The 20,212-nt window shown below is 58.3% G+C and carries 22 protein-coding genes and 1 tRNA gene; 12 read left to right on the top strand and 11 right to left on the bottom strand.

Translation table 11 applies throughout. The features are described from left to right. Positions 1–88 precede the first annotated feature (88 nt). The 7 genes from speE to BUB69_RS23965 all read left to right on the top strand — a co-directional run bounded on the left by speE (position 89) and on the right by BUB69_RS23965 (position 8,141). Entirely contained in the window at positions 89–949 is an 861-nt protein-coding gene (gene speE, locus BUB69_RS23995; protein ID WP_073171553.1) for a polyamine aminopropyltransferase, read from the top strand. A 287-nt stretch (positions 950–1,236) separates the two neighbouring features. Next, positions 1,237–3,330 carry an LTA synthase family protein gene (locus BUB69_RS23990; RefSeq protein WP_073171550.1) on the top strand — a complete coding sequence of 698 codons (2,094 nt, stop codon included), beginning with the start codon at positions 1,237–1,239 and terminating at the stop codon, positions 3,328–3,330. Positions 3,331–3,538: 208 nt separating this feature from the next. Then, positions 3,539–3,775, top strand: coding sequence for a hypothetical protein (locus tag BUB69_RS23985; RefSeq protein ID WP_024694167.1), 237 nt, complete (start codon positions 3,539–3,541; stop codon positions 3,773–3,775). A gap of 240 nt (positions 3,776–4,015) precedes the next feature. Continuing rightward, entirely contained in the window at positions 4,016–4,357 is a 342-nt protein-coding gene (locus BUB69_RS23980; protein ID WP_024688148.1) for a ribonuclease E inhibitor RraB, read from the top strand. A gap of 575 nt (positions 4,358–4,932) precedes the next feature. Continuing rightward, the gene (locus BUB69_RS23975) at positions 4,933–6,342 is read left to right on the top strand and encodes a circularly permuted type 2 ATP-grasp protein (protein WP_004880943.1); all 1,410 of its coding nucleotides are present in this window, start codon (positions 4,933–4,935) and stop codon (positions 6,340–6,342) included. A 12-nt stretch (positions 6,343–6,354) separates the two neighbouring features. Continuing rightward, positions 6,355–7,314, top strand: a complete 960-nt coding sequence (locus BUB69_RS23970) for an alpha-E domain-containing protein (protein ID WP_073171547.1) — start codon at positions 6,355–6,357, stop codon at positions 7,312–7,314. Next, positions 7,311–8,141, top strand: a complete 831-nt coding sequence (locus tag BUB69_RS23965; RefSeq protein WP_073171543.1) for a transglutaminase family protein — start codon at positions 7,311–7,313, stop codon at positions 8,139–8,141. Before BUB69_RS23970 ends, BUB69_RS23965 begins: the two co-directional genes overlap by 4 nt. 85 nt (positions 8,142–8,226) lie before the next feature. Here the strand turns inward: BUB69_RS23965 and BUB69_RS23960 are convergent, their stop codons facing one another. Beyond that, positions 8,227–8,601 carry a rhodanese-like domain-containing protein gene (locus BUB69_RS23960; RefSeq protein WP_073171540.1) on the bottom strand — a complete coding sequence of 125 codons (375 nt, stop codon included), beginning with the start codon at positions 8,599–8,601 and terminating at the stop codon, positions 8,227–8,229. Positions 8,602–9,292: 691 nt separating this feature from the next. Here BUB69_RS23960 and BUB69_RS23955 point away from each other — a divergent pair. Next, positions 9,293–10,021 (top strand): amidotransferase, encoded by a 729-nt coding sequence (locus tag BUB69_RS23955; RefSeq protein WP_073171537.1) that lies wholly within the window; start codon positions 9,293–9,295, stop codon positions 10,019–10,021. Between the two features lie 93 nt (positions 10,022–10,114). Here BUB69_RS23955 and BUB69_RS23950 read toward each other — a convergent pair whose 3' ends face one another. The 3 genes from BUB69_RS23950 to BUB69_RS23940 all read right to left on the bottom strand — a co-directional run bounded on the left by BUB69_RS23950 (position 10,115) and on the right by BUB69_RS23940 (position 12,295). Then, positions 10,115–11,086: a magnesium and cobalt transport protein CorA gene (locus BUB69_RS23950; RefSeq protein ID WP_073171534.1), complete on the bottom strand. Its 972-nt coding sequence runs from the start codon at positions 11,084–11,086 to the stop codon at positions 10,115–10,117. 125 nt (positions 11,087–11,211) lie between these two features. Next, entirely contained in the window at positions 11,212–11,901 is a 690-nt protein-coding gene (locus tag BUB69_RS23945; RefSeq protein ID WP_073171531.1) for a crotonase/enoyl-CoA hydratase family protein, read from the bottom strand. Positions 11,902–12,001: 100 nt separating this feature from the next. Then, the gene (locus tag BUB69_RS23940; RefSeq protein ID WP_073171528.1) at positions 12,002–12,295 is read right to left on the bottom strand and encodes a DUF6388 family protein; all 294 of its coding nucleotides are present in this window, start codon (positions 12,293–12,295) and stop codon (positions 12,002–12,004) included. A gap of 172 nt (positions 12,296–12,467) precedes the next feature. On the opposite strand from BUB69_RS23940, the gene BUB69_RS23935 reads away from it, so the two are divergent. Further along, the gene (locus BUB69_RS23935) at positions 12,468–12,782 is read left to right on the top strand and encodes an EthD family reductase (protein WP_073171526.1); all 315 of its coding nucleotides are present in this window, start codon (positions 12,468–12,470) and stop codon (positions 12,780–12,782) included. Positions 12,783–12,784: 2 nt separating this feature from the next. Here the strand turns inward: BUB69_RS23935 and BUB69_RS23930 are convergent, their stop codons facing one another. Beyond that, positions 12,785–13,192, bottom strand: coding sequence for a DUF4124 domain-containing protein (locus tag BUB69_RS23930; RefSeq protein WP_073171523.1), 408 nt, complete (start codon positions 13,190–13,192; stop codon positions 12,785–12,787). 141 nt (positions 13,193–13,333) lie between these two features. On the opposite strand from BUB69_RS23930, the gene BUB69_RS28955 reads away from it, so the two are divergent. Next, positions 13,334–13,498, top strand: coding sequence for a DUF6021 family protein (locus tag BUB69_RS28955; RefSeq protein ID WP_073171520.1), 165 nt, complete (start codon positions 13,334–13,336; stop codon positions 13,496–13,498). 63 nt (positions 13,499–13,561) lie between these two features. Here the strand turns inward: BUB69_RS28955 and BUB69_RS23920 are convergent, their stop codons facing one another. Together BUB69_RS23920 and BUB69_RS23915 are read right to left on the bottom strand one after the other, a co-directional pair. Beyond that, entirely contained in the window at positions 13,562–13,930 is a 369-nt protein-coding gene (locus BUB69_RS23920; RefSeq protein ID WP_073171517.1) for a c-type cytochrome, read from the bottom strand. Positions 13,931–14,098: 168 nt separating this feature from the next. Continuing rightward, positions 14,099–14,914 carry a hypothetical protein gene (locus BUB69_RS23915; protein WP_073171514.1) on the bottom strand — a complete coding sequence of 272 codons (816 nt, stop codon included), beginning with the start codon at positions 14,912–14,914 and terminating at the stop codon, positions 14,099–14,101. Between the two features lie 236 nt (positions 14,915–15,150). Here BUB69_RS23915 and BUB69_RS23910 point away from each other — a divergent pair, with 236 nt between their 5' ends. Further along, positions 15,151–15,384 carry a zinc-ribbon domain-containing protein gene (locus BUB69_RS23910; RefSeq protein ID WP_073171512.1) on the top strand — a complete coding sequence of 78 codons (234 nt, stop codon included), beginning with the start codon at positions 15,151–15,153 and terminating at the stop codon, positions 15,382–15,384. Between the two features lie 177 nt (positions 15,385–15,561). On the opposite strand, the gene BUB69_RS23905 is transcribed toward BUB69_RS23910, so the two are convergent. After that, positions 15,562–15,651: transfer RNA gene (locus BUB69_RS23905), tRNA-Ser, on the bottom strand. A gap of 199 nt (positions 15,652–15,850) precedes the next feature. Continuing rightward, entirely contained in the window at positions 15,851–16,600 is a 750-nt protein-coding gene (locus tag BUB69_RS23900; protein WP_073171510.1) for a 3-oxoacyl-ACP reductase family protein, read from the bottom strand. Positions 16,601–16,748: 148 nt separating this feature from the next. On the opposite strand from BUB69_RS23900, the gene BUB69_RS23895 reads away from it, so the two are divergent. Continuing rightward, positions 16,749–17,306, top strand: a complete 558-nt coding sequence (locus tag BUB69_RS23895) for a cysteine hydrolase family protein (protein WP_073171507.1) — start codon at positions 16,749–16,751, stop codon at positions 17,304–17,306. Here BUB69_RS23895 and BUB69_RS23890 read toward each other — a convergent pair. Together BUB69_RS23890 and BUB69_RS23885 are read right to left on the bottom strand one after the other, a co-directional pair. Beyond that, positions 17,297–18,028 carry a DUF3142 domain-containing protein gene (locus BUB69_RS23890; RefSeq protein ID WP_073171504.1) on the bottom strand — a complete coding sequence of 244 codons (732 nt, stop codon included), beginning with the start codon at positions 18,026–18,028 and terminating at the stop codon, positions 17,297–17,299. The genes BUB69_RS23895 and BUB69_RS23890 overlap by 10 nt on opposite strands. Beyond that, entirely contained in the window at positions 18,028–20,205 is a 2,178-nt protein-coding gene (locus BUB69_RS23885; RefSeq protein WP_073171500.1) for a PA5441 family protein, read from the bottom strand. Before BUB69_RS23885 ends, BUB69_RS23890 begins: the two co-directional genes overlap by 1 nt. Positions 20,206–20,212 lie beyond the last annotated feature (7 nt).

Raw genomic sequence — 20,212 nt, 5'->3', positions numbered from 1 at the left:
CGACCTGTCATGTTCCGCGACGTAGAATGCGCGCCTTTGTTGCGGGCGGCCGGCCGTCCTGTCATCTGTCTTTTTCAGGAGCTTATCCATGAGTGATTATCAGGAAACGTTATACGAAGGCTACGGCCAGCGCTTTCGTATGGAAAAAATGCTTCATGAAGTGCGCACCGAGCATCAGCATCTGGTGATTTTCCAGAACCCGCGCATGGGCCGTGTCATGGCGCTCGATGGTGTTATCCAGACCACCGAGGCCGATGAGTTTATCTACCACGAGATGCTCACCCACGTGCCGATCCTGGCCCACGGTGCTGCCAAGCGCGTACTGATCATCGGCGGCGGCGACGGCGGCATGCTTCGTGAAGTGGCCAAGCACTCGACGGTCGAGCACATCACCATGGTCGAGATCGATGGCACCGTGGTCGAGATGTGCAAGGAGTTTCTGCCTAATCACTCCAATGGCGCTTTCGAGGATTCACGTCTGAATCTGGTGATCGACGACGGCATGCGCTTCGTGGCAACCACCGAAGAAAAGTTTGACGTGATCATTTCTGACTCCACCGACCCTATCGGTCCTGGAGAGGTGCTGTTCTCGGAGAATTTCTATCAAGCCTGCCACCGCTGCCTGAACGAGGGCGGGATACTGGTCACCCAGAACGGCACGCCGTTCATGCAACTGGACGGCGTGCAGACCACCGCCGGGCGCATGAAAGGCTTGTTCGCTGACTGGCATTTCTACCAGGCGGCGGTGCCGACCTACATCGGTGGTGCCATGACCTTTGCGTGGGGGGCCACCGACAAGGCCTATCGCAAATTGCCGCTGGAAACCCTGCGTCAGCGTTTCGCCGGCAGCGGCGTCGTGACCCGTTACTACAACCCTGAGGTGCACATCGGCGCGTTCGCGTTGCCGCAGTTCGTACTCCAGGCGATCAGCAAGCCCAGCAACGACTGAAACCGGAAAAGAGGCTGTGCAAGACGTTTCAGGCGTGATCGCCTGAAACGTTCCGGCCCCCGCTGCCTGTGCGCTTGATGCGACAAAATTTTCACACCTCCTGGCACAGAATTGCGCGCGATGCTTAACCTGCAGATGGTTTCTGACGCTGAACGAGACACGCTGAACGAGCGCCAAACACCTGGCGATCAAGTACTATCTGCCCCCCTTGCACCCGACTGCCCACACGATGGAGCGTCGGTGTCGCACGTCTGAACCCACCCTGAATCCACCGGATCCTGACAACCATGGCCAAAACGGACGCCCAGATTCATCGGCAAGCCTTGTCCCGCCTGCAAAACCCCACCGTCAAATCGCACCTGGCGTACACCTTGCTCAGTGGCCTGGCCCTGATGGTGATGTACACGCTGCTGCGTATCGGGCTGCTGGTTTATAACCGCGAGATGATCGGCGATACGCCAGCCTCGACCTTCATCGAAGCGTTGTTCAACGGCATGCGTTTCGACCTGCGCCTGACGGTTTACCTGCTTATCCCGTTGATGCTGGCCCTGTTCAGCGCGCGGGCCATGGCGGCGCGCGGTTTCTTCCGGTTCTGGCTGACCCTGGTCGGTAGCATCACGCTGTTCTTTGGCCTGATGGAGATGGACTTCTACCGTGAGTTTCACCAGCGCCTGAACGGCCTGGTGTTCCAGTACGTGAAAGAAGACCCGAAAACCGTCCTGAGCATGTTGTGGTACGGCTTCCCGGTCGTGCGTTACCTGCTGGCCTGGGCCGTGGTCACCTGGCTGTTGAGCCTGGTATTCAAAGGCATCGACCGTGCCACGCGCCCGCGTCATGCAGTGTCGGGCACAAGCGTGGGCACTCGCGCCATCGCGCCGTGGTACATGCGTGTGGGTGTGTTCTTTCTGGTTCTGATCGTTGCGGTTATCTGTGCCCGTGGCACCCTGCGCCAGGGTCCGCCCCTGCGCTGGGGAGATGCGTACACCACCGAATCGAATTTCGCCAACCAGTTGGGCCTCAATGGCACGCTGACCTTGATCACGGCTGCCAAGAGCCGCATGTCCGAGGACCGCGACAATATCTGGAAATCCACGCTGCCTCAGGCCGACGCCCAGCAGACCGTGCGTGACATGCTGCTGACCTCTCACGACAAGCTGGTCGAGCCGGACATCGCCGCCGTTCGTCGTGACTTCACGCCGCCCGCGGAAAACACGTTGCCGATCCGCAACGTGGTCGTGATCCTGATGGAAAGCTTTGCGGGTCACTCGGTCGGAGCGCTGGGCAGCGAGGCCAACATCACGCCGAACTTCGACAGGCTGTCCAAGGAAGGCTTGCTGTTCGATCATTTCTTCTCCAACGGCACGCACACCCACCAGGGGATGTTCGCGACCATGGCCTGCTTCCCGAACCTGCCAGGTTTCGAATACCTGATGCAGACCCCGGAAGGCAGCCACAAGCTGTCGGGTCTGCCACAGCTGCTGAGCACAGGTCGTAACTACGACGACGTCTATGTGTACAACGGCAACTTCGCGTGGGACAACCAGTCGGGCTTCTTCAGCAACCAGGGCATGACCAACTTTGTGGGTCGTGAAGACTTCGTCAATCCGGTGTTCTCCGACCCGACGTGGGGCGTGTCCGATCAGGACATGTTCGACCGTGGCGCTGAAGAGCTCAAGGCGCGTCAGAACGGCAAGCCGTTCTATGCGCTGCTGCAGACCCTGTCCAACCACACGCCTTATGCACTGCCGGAGAACCTGCCGGTCGAGCGCGTAACCGGGCATGGTTCGCTGGACGAGCATTTGACGGCCATGCGCTATTCCGACTGGGCCCTGGGCCAGTTCTTCGAGAAAGCCAAGAAAGAGCCTTACTACAAGAACACCCTGTTTGTGGTGCTGGGTGACCATGGTTTCGGCAACAACAAACAGCTGACTGAAATGGACCTGGGGCGCTTCAACGTGCCTCTGCTCCTGATCGCCCCGGGTATGCAGGAAAAGTTCGGCCAGCGCAGCAGCATCGTGGGGACCCAGGTCGACGTCGTACCGACCATCATGGGTCGTCTGGGTGGCGTGACGCGCAACCAGTGCTGGGGACGCGACCTGCTCAACCTGCCGGAAGGCGACAAGGGCTTTGGTGTCATCAAGCCGTCGGGCAGTGAGCAGGTGGTGGCGATCATCAATGGCAATCGCATCCTGATCGAGCCGACCGAAATGCCAGCCAAGCTGCTGACCTACACGCTGGGTGCCAAACCGCACGCCGAAGAAGTGCCTGACGCGCCGGATACTGCGGAGCTCAAGCGCAAGCTGGAAAGCTTCCTGCAGACCGCTACCAAGAGCCTGCTGGACAACACGGCAGGCGTTGAGGCAAGCAAGAACAGAAACTGATACCTGCAGCCTTGCCCGGTGACTGCCGGGCAAGGCGTCGGGTTGATCGTTTCAGTGAGAAGAGAGGCCCTCGGCATTGACTGCGAGGGCCTTTTTTCTTGCCCGTGTGAGGCTGTTTCAGGACGCAATTCATTGGAACGAATGCCGCTGGCAATGGGTCCAGAGTAGGTAAGCCAGAGTGCCTGGCTTGCCTACTCTGGAGGCATTGATGAAACAGTGGGCCATTTTGTATCTGGACAAGGATGGCGTGCAGCAACGCCGTGAGGTGCAATGGCAGGAGCGTCCCAGCGACGAAGACGCCGCGCGCCTGCTGCGCAAGGATTTGTATCCGGTCACGGATGAGTTGGATCTCAATGACCTTGAGGGCCGGACCGATCAGCCGACCGTCAAGACGCTCAAGGACCATAACAGTGTGCAAATCATTTCCATTACAGAAATGAGCTGACCCGCTGCTCAAAAAATCTTGATGCGCCAACCACTTGGCAATGACCTCGCAATGGGTCTACTCTGCAAACGAGGCCGTGAAAGCGGCCTCTGACACACGTCCATCTCCGACCTGTTCAAGGTTCGGTCAGCTACATGCTTGATTCCTCACGCCGGAGTATCTGTCGTGCGGCGATCCCGGATCACGGGATCGCTCTGGAAGAGTTGAAACTCTATCTATCGTTGAATAGGAGGACGTTTCATGAGCACAGCCTATCAAGAGGACATCAGCAGTAACGTACTGCGCCGCATGAAAGAAGGCGGTTTTGACTTCGCACGCATCCATCCCATCGAGTTCTATGCCATTTTCCCCGACGAGGACCGGGCACGGCAGGCTGCTGAGCAATTTCGCGGAGAATCCCTCAACACCCAGATCAACGTGCGCGACGACGGTGCCTGGCATTTGCAGTTGAGCAAGGTGATGTACGCCACTTACGACGGCATCGGTGATTTCGAACAGGACTTTCAAAGCGTTATTTCGCCAATGGACGGGGAGGTTGAAGGCTGGGGTGTGACCCAGGAAATCAGAAGGCTGCACGCCTGATCCGCTGTCACTGAAGCATGAGCACTGACCGGTCGACCTGGAAAAAAACGCCGGGTCGGCCGGTCTTGTTTCGGGGGTGGTTCGATGGCTTCCCGGGTCCATGAGAACGTGCTGTCTCACCCTCAACACAGAAACGTGGAAGGCGTGTATCTCATAGAACATGTTCCGTTGGCCGAGCGCAGGCCTTTTCTCGAAAACATTTCCATGCGCAAAAAAAAGCCACTCAAGAGAGTGGCTCAAAGGGAAGTCAGGTCAGGAACGTGTCAGGTGGATCGCGCTCGCTGAAAAATAAGGGGCGGGGCAAAAGTGACGTTTGATGCCCTGTTTGCTCGGTTGCTGGCGATTATGGCGAACTAATATCGCCACCGGAAATCAACTCTGACTATGCTGATCATAGATTTCACGGTTGAATGACGCTTCCGAATGAGGCGTAGGAGAAGTAGCTGGGGCGTTTAGTGCACAGGAATGGTGCGCAGATCGTCAGATGTATATCTAACTTATTGATATTCAAGCGTTTATGCCGGTGGCACGGGCCTTGCGAAGCCTAAGGTGTCCATGGTGACAAGGAGTACGGCATGATCCGCACCTTTTATGACGAGATGTACGACGCTGGCGGTCTGGTCCGCCCGCACTACCGGGAATTTGCCCGGTGGTTAGGCGATACGCCCCCTGAGCTTCTGGCTCAACGCAGGCGTGAAGCCGATTTACTGTTTCATCGTGCCGGGATCACGTTCACGCTCTATGGTGACGAGCAGGGCACCGAGCGGCTCATTCCGTTCGATACCATCCCGCGCAGTATCCCGGCCAGCGAATGGCGGGTTGTAGAGCGCGGCTGCATCCAGCGCGTCAAAGCGCTGAACATGTTTCTTGCTGACCTCTATCACGATCAGCGCATCATCAAGGCCGGAATCATTCCTGCCGAGCAAGTGCTGGCCAATGAGCAATATCAGCTGGCGATGCAAGGCCTGAACCTGCACCGTGACCTGTACTCGCACATCTCCGGCGTCGATCTGGTCCGCGATGGCGACGGCACGTATTACGTGCTGGAAGACAATCTTCGTACGCCCAGTGGCGTGAGCTACATGCTCGAAGATCGCAAGATGATGATGCGCCTGTTCCCCGAGCTGTTCGCGGCACAACGCATCGCACCGATCGATCACTACCCGAACCTGCTGCTCGATACGCTCAAAAGCTCCAGCCCATTGGACAACCCGAGCGTGGTGGTACTCACGCCTGGCCGTTTCAACAGTGCCTTCTTCGAGCACGCCTTTCTGGCACGCGAGATGGGGGTCGAGCTGGTGGAAGGTGCCGACCTGTTCGTGCGTGATGATCGCGTCTTCATGCGCACCACCGATGGCCCGAAAGCCGTGGATGTGATCTACCGTCGCCTGGACGATGCGTTCCTCGATCCGCTGGCCTTCAACCCGGATTCGATGCTGGGTGTGCCCGGCCTGCTGGCGGCGTATCGTTCCGGCAATGTGGTGCTGGCCAACGCCATCGGCACCGGCGTCGCGGACGACAAGTCGGTGTACCCGTATGTCACCGACATGATTCGTTTCTACCTGGACGAAGAGCCGATTCTCAAGAACGTACCCACCTGGCAATGCCGCAAGCCTGAAGAGCTGTCCCACGTGCTGGCCAATCTGAAGGACCTTGTCGTCAAGGAAACCCAAGGGTCGGGCGGCTACGGGATGCTGGTCGGTCCTGCCGCCACGGCCGCCGAGATCGAAGCCTTCCGGGCACGTCTCAAAGCCAAGCCGCATGCGTACATCGCTCAACCCACCTTGTGCCTGTCGACCTGTCCGACGTTTGTCGAGAACGGCATCGCCCCGCGCCACATCGATCTGCGCCCCTTTGTTCTGTCCGGTCGCGAAACCCGCGTTGTCCCCGGCGGCCTTACCCGAGTGGCCTTGCGTGAAGGTTCGCTGGTGGTGAATTCGTCGCAAGGTGGCGGAACCAAAGACACCTGGGTGGTCGAGGATTAAGGATGCCTGCCAATGTTAAGTAGAACTGCCTCGGATCTTTTCTGGATGTCGCGTTACCTGGAGCGAGCGGAGAACCTCGCCCGAATGCTGGACGTGAGCTATTCGCTGTCGTTGATGCCCCAGGACGGGCGCGGCGACGGGCTGGATGAAATAGCCATGCCGCTGTTGATCACCGGTACGCTGGAAACCTACATCGAGCGTCATGGCGAATTGCACGCCGAACGCATGCTGCATTTCTTTGCGCTGGACGCGAGTAACCCGGCCAGCATCTATAGCTGTCTGGGTGCGGCACGGGCCAGTGCTCACGCCGTGCGCGGCCGGATCACGGCCGACATGTGGGAGAACATCAACTCCACGTGGCTTGAAATTCGTGGTATCGCGCAGCAGGGCCTGACGCGCTACGGCATGAGCCGTTTCTGTGAATGGGTCAAGGAGCGCTCGCACCTGTTTCGCGGCGCAACGTACGGCACCATCATGCGTAACGATGCGTTCCGTTTCATTCGTCTGGGGACATTCATCGAGCGCGCCGACAACACCATGCGCATGCTCGACGCACGCTATGAAATGCTCGAACTGCGCGGCCCTCAGGCCAATGCGGCGGCAGACAGTTCCGCCGCCGGTTACTACCAGTGGAGTGCGTTGTTACGTGCGCTGTCGTCGTTCGAGGCGTACACCGAAGTCTACCGTGACGCACCGGGCGCCCGACAGGTTGCCGAGCTGCTGCTGTTGCGCGCCGACATTCCGCGTTCGTTGCGTGCATGCCTGGAAGAGATGGACCTGATTCTGGCCAGCCTGCCGGGTGTCAACGGCAGGCCTGCACAGCGCATGGCCGCCGAGATGGACGCACGACTGCGCTACACCAGTATCGACCAGATCCTGGATGAAGGTCTGCATGAGTGGTTGAACGAATTCATCCCGATGCTGGCCCAACTGGGTGATGCTATCCACATTTCGTACCTGGAGGCTGCATGAGACTCTCAATTAGCCACGAAACCACCTATCACTACGATGATCAGGTGCGTTCCAGTATCCAGTATCTGCGTCTGACACCTCACGACAGCGAGCGCCAGAAGGTGCTCAGCTGGCAGTTGACCCTACCGCGCGCAGTGCGTGCGCAGGTCGATCCGTTCGGCAACATTCTGCATGTCTTGAGTCTTGAAGAGCCGCACAAGGCCATCATCATCGGTGCCCGTGGACAAGTGGAGATCGACGCGACCTGCGAGGCCGAGCATGAAAGCCAATCACCCTTGCCGTTCTTGCGCGTAACGCGTCTGACCGAACCTGACGAGGCCATTCGCAGCTTCGCGGCTACGCAGTGTGGCAAGCGTATCGATCGCAGCGCGTTGATCGACCTGATGCAGGCGCTGAACCAGCACATGACTTACACGCAGGGCGCGACGGAAGTCGACACCAGTGCGGCCAAGGCTTTTGCCGGGCGTTCCGGGGTCTGTCAGGACCACACTCACGCGTTTCTGGCCTGTGCTCGAACCCTGGGTGTACCGGCGCGGTATGTCTCGGGCTACCTGTGCAGCGAGGACAGCGATCATTTGTCCAGCCATGCGTGGGCCGAGGCCTGGATCGATGATGCGTGGTACAGCTTTGACGTGACCAACCAGTTGGCCATTCCTGAGCGCCATCTGAAGCTGGCAGTCGGTCTGGACTATCTGGATGCCTGTCCGGTGCGTGGCATGCGGCGCGGTGGCGGGGCAGAACAGATGCACGCCAAAGTGGTGGTGTCACCTGTGGTCAGCGTGCCCAAGACCAAAGCCCGCGTTCAGGGGCAGGCGCAACACCAGTAAGCCCGGATAACCCATCGAGGTAACAGGCCGTGCACGGATGAGCGTTCACGGCCTGTTGTTTATCCGGATTTATCAGACGGTTTATTTACTCTGCAGGATCGTCCGTAATGTCATACAGCGCGTTGTGCAACTCTTCATAGTTGCCGCCGTTTATGACGCTGTAATAGCCCGCTTTCATAAGCTTGTCCTGGGCTTTACTGGCTTTTTCATTTGAACTGCTGAAAATGACGAACACGGCATTGCGGTCGTTGAGTACCAGTTTCATCTGATTGACCAGTCGCACCTGATCAACGCGCACCGCATTAAGTACAGTCCCCGCGTCGTAGTCGGTCTGGCTGCGAACATCCATCGCCAGCTTGCCTTCCTTGAGTGCGGCCACTGCAGCGGCCTGATCCACTTCCCCGGCCTGCGCAACAAGGCTGCCTGTGAGGGCCATACACAACGCTATCCATCGGCGCATGAGCCTTTCTCCCTTTATTGGAGTGAGAAGAGTGGCACAGTTGCGCGCAGTTCGACAGCGCATGTTGGTCTAACCGAACAGTCGAGTCAGGTTCGGCAAGATCAATAAGAGCGTGGTGGCGAAGACAATAAGACCCGCCTGGCGTACTTTCGAATGTTTGAACATGGCTGACTGCCTTTTGTTGTTATTCCTGAGCGACAAAAGCTGACCGGATTGATGAACGGCACAACGGGCAGCTGGCAAAGGTGAAGCACTCGAACAGTGAGCTCCGATCAATCGACCGGCAGCCGGGCGCTCGCGATATTTTTATAGCGCCGTTCTGTTACAGACTTAACCTTAGGGTCGCAGTGCAATGCCGTTTAGAACGGTTGGGAATGTAAAAATAAAAAGTGAAGGTTATTTGTTATATATCTCGACCGCAAAACCCGTTCAGGCCTTTGCTAGACACGTTGAGGGAAATCGTTAGTCTTCTACCGTTCGTCCGGGCAGGAAAAGTCCTACAACGGCTCGAAGCGCCTATCTGCCTTTCGGTTCGAGGCAGGGTCTCCTGCCAGATCATTCGGTCCTTGCCCACGCTTTGATTCAACGCATCGAACGTGTGTCGGGCAACTCTCAACTTGATTTGGAAGGGGCTTCAAGGCAGGCTTCGCGCTTACGATATTGCTTTGTCACTGTGTCAGGTCCTCTTTATATGCCGTTACGCATCTGTATTTTGGAAACCGATATCCTGCGCCCTGAGCTGGTTGAGCAATATCAGGGCTATGGGCACATGTTCGAGATGTTGTTCGCCCGCCAGCCGATTGCTGCCCAGTTCCAGATCTACAACGTTATGCAAGGCGTTTATCCGTCAGATGATGATGAATTCGACGCGTATCTGGTCACCGGCAGCAAGGCCGACTCGTTTGGCACCGATCCTTGGATTCAGGTTCTCAAAGACTATCTGCTCACGCGTTATGAGCGTGGCGACAAGTTGCTGGGCATCTGCTTCGGTCATCAGTTGCTGGCGCTGCTGTTGGGCGGCAAGACCGAGCGTGCCGCGCAAGGCTGGGGCGTCGGTATCCATCACTACCAGCTGGCGTCCGCCACGCCGTGGATGTCACCTGCTGTGGAAAACCTTACGCTGCTGATCAGTCATCAGGACCAGGTCACCACGTTGCCGGAGAATGCGACGGTCATCGCCTCAAGCGACTTCTGCCCGTTTGCCGCCTACCACATCAACCATCAGGTGCTGTGCTTCCAGGGGCACCCTGAGTTCATTCATGACTATTCGCGTACCCTGCTGGAGATTCGCCAGCAGTCGCTGGGTGAACAGGTTTACCAGAAAGGCATGGCCAGCCTTGATCATGACCATCATGGCGTGACCGTTGCCGAATGGATGATGCGTTTCGTGGCGCACAAGCCGGATGCTGCGGCGGTGTGATCTGATTTTTATCAGCAAGCGGACGAGCGGGGGGAGGCGGCTTGCCTCCCCCGTAAACATGGCTCATTTGTTCACGGACGTCTGCGCGTGAGGCTACAACCAGCCTGAGCGCCTGAAGCTGGCAAACAGCGCTGAACACCCGCCAACGATCACGCCCAGCACAATGAAATAGCCGTAGTGCCATTTCAGTTCCGGCATGTTTTCGAAGTTCATCCCATAGATGCCCGCGATGGCAGTCGGGAACGCCAGAATGGCGGCCCAGCCGGCAAACTTGCGCTGCACAATGCTTTGTCGCGAGGACTCCAGGAGCAGGCCGATTTCGATCGTCTGGCTGGCGATGTCGCACAGGTTGCCCAGGTCTTCCATCTGTCGTTTGACATGGATCTCGACGTCACGGAAGTAAGGTCGCATGTTCTTGTCGATGAACGGAAAGCTGAGCTTCTGCAATTCCTCACCGACCTCCACCATAGGCGCCACATAACGCCGCATTCTGAGCAGGTCACGCCGCAGGGCATGAATGTGCTGAATGTCGGACTCGCGCAGTGCGCCGCCCAGCACGTTCTGCTCCAGTACTTCCAGATCGGCGTGGATCGCCTCGGTGACCGGCTGATAGTTCTCGGTGACAAAATCCAGCAGCGCATACAACACGAAGTCTTCGCCGTGTTCCAGCAGCAGAGGCCTGGCTTCACAGCGTTGGCGCACCAGTCCGTAGGACTTGGAGTGGCCGTTGCGCGAGGTGATGACGTAGCCCTTGCCGGCAAAGATGTGGGTCTCGATGAACAGCAACTTGCCGTTGTCGCGAACCGGGGTGTACGTCACGATGAACAGCGCATCACCAAAGGTTTCAAGCTTGGGGCGGCTGTGAACTTCCATTGCATCTTCGAGTGCCAGTTCATGCAGGTTGAACTGCTTCTTCAGGCTGGTGAGCTCCTGGGCATTGGGTTGCTCCAGGCCGATCCACACAAAGTGATCCGGCTTGGCGGCCCATGCCGCGCCTTCATCAAGGCTGATATCCGTAACTTTCTTGCCCTTGCTGTAAACCGCGGCTGCAACAACTCGGCCCATGGTGCTATCGCTTCCTCTATGTGGCAATGGCGCAAAACGGATGCGCGGTGGCTAATGAGATTAACCAAACGCGCAGGAGTTCGCCGATAGACAAAAGCCCGCCATGGCGGGCTTTGTGGTGAGACTTACAGCGTGTGTTGCTTGTCTTCTTCGATGGCGGCGTCAAGGATGTCGAGCAGCGCTTTGCGGGCTTTGAGCTTGGTTTTCTTGTGAGCATTCATATTGATTTTCTTCAACTGCGTGGCGACGGCACGTGCCGTTGGCACCAAGGCTTCAACGCTGACCACCTGATCCAGGAAGCCGGCCTGCAGCGCTCCCTCGGGGCTAAAGATCTCGGCGTTGATGACCGACCGGTTGAAGGCCGACTTACGCAGGCGATCACGTGCCAGCTCGATGCCGGCGTGATGCATGGTCATGCCGATCTGCACTTCGTTCAGGCCGATATTGAACGGCCCTTCGACACCGATTCGATAATCGGCCGACAGCAGCAGAAACGCGCCCTTGGCAATCGCATGCCCCGGGCAGGCAACGATGACCGGAAAAGGGTGAGACAACAGGCGCCGCGCCAGTGTCGAGCCCTGGGCCACGAGACTGATGGCCGCTTCGGCACTCGATGTCATGACTTTCAAGTCATAGCCGCCGGACAGAATGCCGGGCTGTCCGGTCACAATCACTACCGCCCGATCCTTCTCGGACTGATCCAGCGCGGCATTGAACGAGGCGATGACGTCCGGGGAAATGGCGTTCACCTTGCCATTGTTCAGGGTCAGCGTGGCGATGCCATCGTCCAGGTGGTACGAGACCAGATCACTCATGACACGATTCCTTTTTATTGAAGTGAGCAGACGTTACTCACCCGTCATGCAGAGGTAAAGCGCTGACTGATGGGTCACTGATTGTGCACGGGCCGGGCAGTTACAACTTGATGTCATTCAGCTCACAGTACTCGTCCCAGTCCATGCCCAGGGCTTCGGCAACCTGTGCATGGGCTTCAAGGCGCATCTGCTGCAACTCCTCCGGGGATTGTGCAATCAACTCCAGCGCCAGTTCCCAGGGTTCGATGCCCTGGCTTTCGGCTTCATCCTCGAACGCCCACTGGACTTGCTGCTTCTGTTCTGTGGCGCTGAGGTTGCTGATTTCATCTTTCAGCGTGGGATGGGTCGAGAGGTATTTCGCCAGGGCGGCCTCGTTCCACTCAAGAGCATTCATGCGGTGTTCCTCGATCTGACAGGGCAGCCGGACATCGTTTCAACGCGGTCTGGCCAAACGGCGTGATTGTGCGGGAAGGGAGAAACGCGTGCCAGTGTTGTCACATCCCTTTGCCGTGAATAATCACGGTAGAGTGCCAAGGTGATTTTTGGCGGCTATCGGAGATATCGAGATGATTAAAGTCAGCGTGCTGTACCCGTATAAAGAAGGCGCCCGGTTCGACCATGACTACTATCGCGACCAGCACATGCCACTGGTGCAGTCGTTGATGGGCGAGCACTGCAAACGCTACAGCGTCGATAAGGGAGTGGGCGGCGCAACGCCCGGCTCCAACCCGGTCTACATCGGCATGTGCCACATTTATTGCGAGTCCGTCGAAGCGTTTCAGGCCGGTATGGGGCCGCATCAGGAGCGCATCAACGCCGATATCATCAACTACACCGACCTGATTCCGGTGGTGCAGATCAGTGAGGTCCGCGCCGAGTAGTCTCAGTTGCCGGAGGCTGCTTTCCTGGAGGATGTGCCGCCCGAAGGATCAAAACACTGGCTGTCATAATGCGGGCCGTGGCATTGCGACGGCACGTTGGGCGGCGGCGGACGATTTCTCTGAAAGGCCTTGTAGGATTCCGTCTCGTATACCGTGACAGACGCGCGGCCGCTTACCTTCAGGTATTCAGTGGCTTTGAGGTTGAGCTTATGCGCTTGATCGACCGGCTCGCCCTTGCTCAGCATGTTGGGCGGGCCAGCGCGCTGCACGCTACTCTGCAGGCCGCTTTCGCAGGGCATGGATGCATAACTCACCCGGCCTTGAGGGGAGGTGCATTTGAATATCTCGCTGTGCGCCAGACCTGAAATCGATAACGCGGCGACTGCCAGCGTCAATGAAAGCCTTTTCATCGTCATCCTCCATGAATGGCGCAAGGCTACCAGTTGTCGTCGGCACCTGCCAGATGGCCCCGTTCGTCAGTCCCATGGCACGCCTGAGGGGATCACACCTCTGAAGTAACAGGTTGTACGTTTTAATCAACGGAGGCGCATATGACTGGCAACAAGCCAAGCACTAACAACACCGACACACCGGACTTCGATACCGAATCACCGGATGCCGCCGATCCGCAAGTCGATCCGGTCAAGCCTGCGAAAACACCTGCCAAGGAACACGGCACGAAAGACGACTACCCGCCCTACGAATCAGACAAGTAACAGGCGAATGACATGTGCCCCCGGAGACGTCCAGGGGCATTTTCGTTGCGCGCGTTCTCAGGGTTACGGATTGGCGTGCAGGTATTCGAGCAGATCTTCCATGCGCTGATCATTGCCCATCCACCACAGTTTCATGCGCGTGCCGGGCACCACGGCGCTCGGGTCCTTGATGTAGGTCGTCAACTGCTCTCGCGTCCAGACAATCCCGGAATTTTTCATCGCATCGGTGTAAACATAATCCGGTTGCTGACCCGCCTGGCGATCGATGATCCCGTTCAGCGGCGGACCGAATGCGCTGCGTGCCGAGGGTCCGATCTTGTGACAGCCGGAGCAGAGTCGCGTGAACACCGCCTTGCCAGCCTCTGCATCGCCTGCGCCCTGAGCGCTCAGGTGAACCGCTAGCGCAAGCACGAATAGCGCGGTCTTCTTCATTGATGCCCCATGACAGCCGTTTGAGGGCTGATCCCCAAAGCCGAGAATGCTACCGCAGTCGCAGGCAGGCAGAAACCCGCAGTGAATCCACAAGAGGGCGGTGTGCGCATCTGTCGCGCCGCTGCCTGTCACCGTGACGGGTAGCGTTATCGACTGACGCTGTGCAGATCAGGGCAGAGGAGCTGAGTTCTTTATCCCTTTGATGCGCTCAGCACACAGGTTGATCAGCGTACACACGAGGCCTGCGATCATTCCGATCCCTGCAAAAAACGTTGCGCCGCCGAGAAATTCCCTCGGCCAGGCATAGGCATCACCTGACATGAATGCACGCGTAGCTTCAACAAGATTGGGCAGGATAATGGCCGTCCAGATCAGCAATCCGGTGATCATGCCTCCGGCGATGTAACGCAGCGGTGTGTGCAGGTAGCGCTCGACGCACCACAAAACGGGCCAGCCAGCCAACATGCCCAGAAAACCGCCGACCATGAACGGCAGGATAAATAACGAAAGGCGCTCATCCGATTCGGCTGAGAAGCCCAGACTCGCAGCCACACCCAGTGTCAGCGCCCCTGACAATGGAACGGCATACAACCAGCCACGCCTCGCTGGACGGCTTGGGTCATGGCCCTGATACAGCTTGCGAATGCCGTAGGTTGTGGCCGAAAAGAGTAATCCAAGGGCGACGCCACGGCCGATGGCGAGTGGCAGATAAGCGAGTGAAGCACCCGCCAGCAGCCATGCGACCAGCGCCTGTATCAGCGCATTCAGCAGATGGCGACCAAGGGAGTCCTTACCTTTCGCATCGCTGCGCAGCAGCAGGGGAATCCCCAGAACAATGCCAATGAAACTGCCGTACAGAAAACCCGGTGTCAGGTTCTCGCCATTCCACACTTCGGTCATCCCGCGCGTAACAGCGAACACGACGCCAGCACACAATGGCACGGCGGCCAAGCGCAGTTCCTGCCCATGTTTTTCAGGTTTCAAACATCTCTCCTTGAGTTCTGCGCCGGCTGTCTCGGTCTGTCGGGCGCGTCAGGAAGGTCTTTGGGCATTGAATCCGTGGCGGAATTATAACGAATCAAGCCGCGAATTCCGGCATCAACTGTTTTGTGAAAGCGCTCACAGATAAGCGCGGCGTTTTCCGATCACAGAACCAAAACCGGAAAATCGGGTCTTCTTTTAGCTTCGCAGCCATTCATTAATGAAAAGGACGATACGCAATGAGCCTGATTGACTGCCCGGAATGCTCTGCAAAAATTTCCGATAAAGCCCATGCATGCCCGCATTGCGGCAACCCGTTCAGAGAGTCGCCTTCAAACCGTTATTTCAGTGAAAAAAACATCGGCCAGATCGCTGGCGTGACCGGGGTATGGCTGACCGCCCCCTGGCTGGCGCGCATGGTGTTCGGTGTCGTCGCCGTAATCGCTGTGGCGGCGGTCATTATCTTTCGTTGAGGTTGCGATTATCGGCAGTGATGTTCGTTGGCAGGACGCCGGGGAAGGGGGGGCAGATGGGGCTTGAACGGCGTGGAAAACGCTACGTTGGTCCTGCTTTGGTCCTGGCAGCCACTCCATAAACACAAAACCCCTGACATTCGCTAGGATTGTCAGGGGTTTGGGCTGTTTCGAATATGGCGGTGAAGGAGGGATTCGAACCCTCGATACAATTTCTTGTATACACACTTTCCAGGCGTGCTCCTTAAGCCACTCGGACACCTCACCGTATCTCGCTGACAACGTTGTGTCTGTCGAGGCGCGCTAATGTAGTCGAAAGCTTTTCGGAACGCAAAACTTTTTTTCAGAATTTTCATGCGGTTAAGCAAAAAACACAGTCTGCCTACCTGAAGCTCGGTGCAGACAGGCTGGCTTTGGCTTTCATGGGAAGGCCGGACCAGCCTGGGTCTTTACGTGACCGCTGTGCTCAGGCGCCGAAACCGCCGTCGATGGTCAGGCTCGCGCCGGTGATGTAGCCCGCTTCGGGGCCTGCGAGGTAGGCGACGAAGCTGGCGATTTCTTCACTCGTGCCGTAGCGCGGGATGGCCATCATCGCTTTGAGGGTTTCGGCAAAATCGCCGTGCGCGGGGTTCATGTCGGTGTCGACCGGACCGGGCTGGACGTTGTTGACGGTAATACCTTGCGGGCCGAGATCGCGTGCCAGGCCTTTGGTCAAGCCGACCAGTGCCGATTTACTCATGGCATACGTCGCGCCGCCGGCAAAGGGCATGCGGTCGGCGTTGGTGCTGCCGATGTTGATGATGCGTCCGCCTTCACCCATGTGGCGCGCGGCTTCCTGGCTGGCGATGAAGACACTGCGTACGTTGATGGCCAGGGTTCTGTCGAAATCCTGCATGGTGAATTCGTTGAGCGGGGCGATGGCCAGCACGCCTGCGTTGTTGACCAGAATATCCAGCCCGCCCAGGTTTTCGGCAGCGGTCTGAATGGCCTGGCGGATGGCTTTTTCATCGGCGCTGTCGGCTCGAATGGCCAGTGCGTGGCCACCGTTGGCGGTGATGCTGCCTTGTAGCTCCTGCGCTGTCTCTTCAGAGCTGACGTAAGTAAAGGCGACGGCAGCGCCTTCCTTGGCCAGGCGCTTGACGATGGCCGCGCCGATCCCACGGGAGCCGCCTTGAACGAAGGCGACTTTGCCGGTGAGGGGCAGGTGCTGATTCATGATGTTCTCCAGTGTGTGGATGCGATAGGGAATGCATGTGCGTAGACAGCGTAGTCGCAATAAGCTGTCTGGGGCCTGATGTCGCGCTGGAACTGTGCGCGGATTATGGCTACTGTCGGGCTCAAAAATTTCAAGGAAACGAACCCCGATGGACATTCAACCCAATAGCGCACTGGTCCTGATCGACTTGCAGCAAGGCATCAATCACCCAAAGCTGGGGCGGCGTAACAATCCTCAGGCCGAAGACCGTCTGTCCGAACTGCTGTCTGCCTGGCGTCAGACGGGCCGTCCGGTGATTCATGTCCGGCACTTTTCCACCTCGCCTGATTCGGTGTTCTGGCCCGAGCAGTCTGGCGTGGAGTATCAGCCAGCCTTTGTGCCGCAAGCGGACGAGCGTGAGCTGAGCAAGCAAGTGCCCGATGCCTTTTGCGGCTCGTTTCTGGAAATGTGGCTACGTTCCGACGGGATTCGGCAACTGGTCATTGCAGGTGTGGTCACCAACAACTCCGTGGAGTCCACGGCACGCAGCGGAGGCAACCTGGGGTTCGAGGTCATCGTCGCTCATGATGCCTGCTTCACCTTCGATCAGGCGGACTTCTTTGGCACGCAGCGCAGCGCCGAAGAGGTTCATGCGATGTCACTGGCCAATCTTCACGGCGAGTACGCCACGGTGCTTTCCACGGCGCAGATTCTCGATCAGCGCTGAGGCCCGGGATTCTGCAGGAACACCACGTAACCCTTGAACCATGGGCTGTCGCTCAGATAGCCCGGCGCTTGCCAGTCGCCACCCTGGATCAGTCCGACCTTGAAAGGCAGGCCAAGGCGACTGAGGCGAGGCAGGTAGGCGGCGTAATCCGCAATGCTCCGGCGGCCTTGATAGGTTTGCACCACTACTTCATCCACCACGCCCTGGAGTTCGCCGATAGCGGTGATGTCGGCGTTGCTGCTCCAGTCCATCAGGCCGGTGATGCTCAGGCGAGCGTCGTCGGGCATGCGCTGGCGCAGGTCGCGCAGAAAACCGACGTACTCGTTCAGATAACGGGTACGGGCATCGAAATCAATCTGAATGCCGATGACGTGCGTGCCAGTGGCCTTCCAGCGCTGAACCTGGCCGAGCAACTGCCGATAGACAGCGTCCGGCCAGCGCAGCGTGTGGGCGCGGTAGACCAGCCACACCTGCTCCTGAGGAAGATGTGTGACCGACACGCCTTGCGCGATGAAGTTGACGCCTTGCTGCGGGTCGCGGCGCGATGTGCTGACCTGGCCTTGCAGCACATAAAGGGTTTTTGCCTGTTCCATCACCGGCTGCGGTTTGACCCCCGCCCACAGCCAGAACGCGTCGTAGTCTTCAGCCTTGACCGCTGCGCCTGCCTGACCGAATGCCAAGAGGCAGAGCAGGGCCAGGCTGTAGCGAACCTGGCTACGCATTACCAGTAGTACTGCTGGGCCTCGCCCCACTGAGTGGTGGCGAAGTCCTTTTTCAACTGGCGGAACCAGCCTTTGCGCACAGACGGTTCGACTTCCTTGCCGCCGCAGGTGTTGTAGCCGGACGGGCCGTAGCAGTTTATCGCCCGAAACAGGGCGTAGGCTTTTTCGTCACGCGGGGCCTTGGGGGTGGCGATGACGGTCTTGTAGCCTTCCAGTCTGGAAAACACCTCGCCGCTGAAGCCCGGCGCGCTGCCACCCAAGGTGTCGGCATTGCGTTTGGTGTCCAGCGGCATGCCGTCGAGGCTGTTGCCACGGATGAACTCACCCATGCAGTTCAGTGCTTTGGCATCCTTCTCGTCAAGCTTCAAGGCGGCGGCTGTCTGCACGATAGCGGGGCAGGTGTAAGCGGCTTCGGCTTTGTCGCCCTGCCATTGGAACAAGCTCAGGGACGGGCCTTTTTCATAGGTGTAGCCCAAGGCGTAACCCAGTTTTTCCTCCGGCAGTTTTTCCGGCAGACGCTTAAGGTCCTCGGCAAAATCTGCGTACCGTTTGCGCATCAGATCCTTGTACAGCAGTACAAAGAGTGCCGTGTTGCGTTCGGTTTCAGTCGGGCCTTGGGTCGTCTGTTGACGCAGCAGGTCGGCATCGGCGACATGGCTGAGCAGGATGTAACGGACTTTGGCCGAGTGGATGGGCGAGTCGGCTGCGAACACCCGGGAAAGTTGCTCATCGCGTTCAAAACTCATGGCCAACGCCAGTTCCAGTTGTTCACGTTGCAACGGCTGGGTGGCGCGCGGCAGCATGTCCAGCCACAGGGCCTGCGCACCCTTGAAGTCTTGTCGGGCCTGCAACGCCAGGCCACGCAGCAGGTGTTGGCTGAAGGTGACGTAATCGAGGTGTTCCGGCAGCTCGGTCGGCAGCTGTTTCAGGGCGTGTTCCGGGTCGTCCAAGACGTACAGCGCGAGGGCGCCTTGCAGATAGCGGTAGAGCTCGGGCTGATCGGCAAACAGCGGTTCCTGGGTTTTCAGATCGGCTTCGCTCAATCTGGGGGCGGACGTTTCGCGCATGCGGATCAGATCGGTGATCGCCAGCATCCAGGGCGTATGCAGGTTTTGTCCGGCGCTGCTCAGTATCGAACGGTCCATCTCGGTGACGAGCGGGTCAAGGTACTCCGGCTTCTGGCCTTGTTGCTTGAGCTGTCGGGCGTAGTCTTCGGCCAGTTTCACGTCATCGCCGGCCAGCCAGTGGACGCGCCGCAAAAGTCCTTGAGCGGATTCCGAGTAGTCGCCGTCGGGATAGCTGTCCAGGTACTGTTTGAATGCAGCGTCGACATCTGCAAGAGCGGTCTTGTCGACTTTGTCGCGCAGTAACTGACTGTATTCGTCGAACACGTCCTGCTGGGCGGCGTTCAACTTCGTACGAGCAATCATGTAGAGCGCGGTTTGCTTGAGCCAGGGCTGCGTGCTGTCTGACAGCGCGTTGAATCCGCTCAGCGCTTCATCGAATGCTCCGTTGTAGAAGGCGCTGGACGCACGCAGATAAGTGCCGAACGCTTTGCCGGTTGCAGATTCGATGGCCTTGGGTTGCAGCGCCTCTCGGGTATCGGCATCCCAGCTGCATGCGCTCAGCATCTGCAAGCGGCTACTTGCCAGTGCCTTGCGCTCGGTGTCGGTCAGGTCAGTGCTGACCGACACCTCCTCAATGAACGCTTGAGCGCTGTCGTCGGAGTTGCTGCGACAGCGGCTGCCTTCACCGTCCAGAAACGCATCGCCTGCCGCCGGGGTCTCGCCACGTGTCAGCCCAAGCTTTTCAAGCAAGGGGGTCAGCGATGATTGCAGCGGTGCGGCGTTCGTCTCGCCCGGCTGCGCTGGCTCGACCAGATCCGTCGCGCCGAAGCGAAAGAGCGAGAACGGCACCGCGCCGTAACCTTCATTCAACTCCAGGTTTTTATCGGCTGGCAATTGAAACGTGTTCAGCCCCTTGTCTGCCAGCAACAGGCGCAGATTGACCTCGCTGTCGTTGCCCGGGCTCAGGAACGGCAGGTTGCTGCACGCGTCCAGATTTTCCTTGAGCACGTTCCAGGACGGATAACAGGAGTCATCGCCGCTGGCCTGAGCCTGATTGAGAAGGGCAGAGCTTGCCATGACCGCCACAGCGCTGAGCAATCGGGTACGCATGAGAAAT

The organism is Pseudomonas asturiensis (genome assembly GCF_900143095.1).
Taxonomy (GTDB): Bacteria; Pseudomonadota; Gammaproteobacteria; order Pseudomonadales; family Pseudomonadaceae; genus Aquipseudomonas; species Aquipseudomonas asturiensis.
Note: the sequence above shows the minus strand (reverse complement) of the source record. Positions and strands in the feature narration are given on the sequence as shown.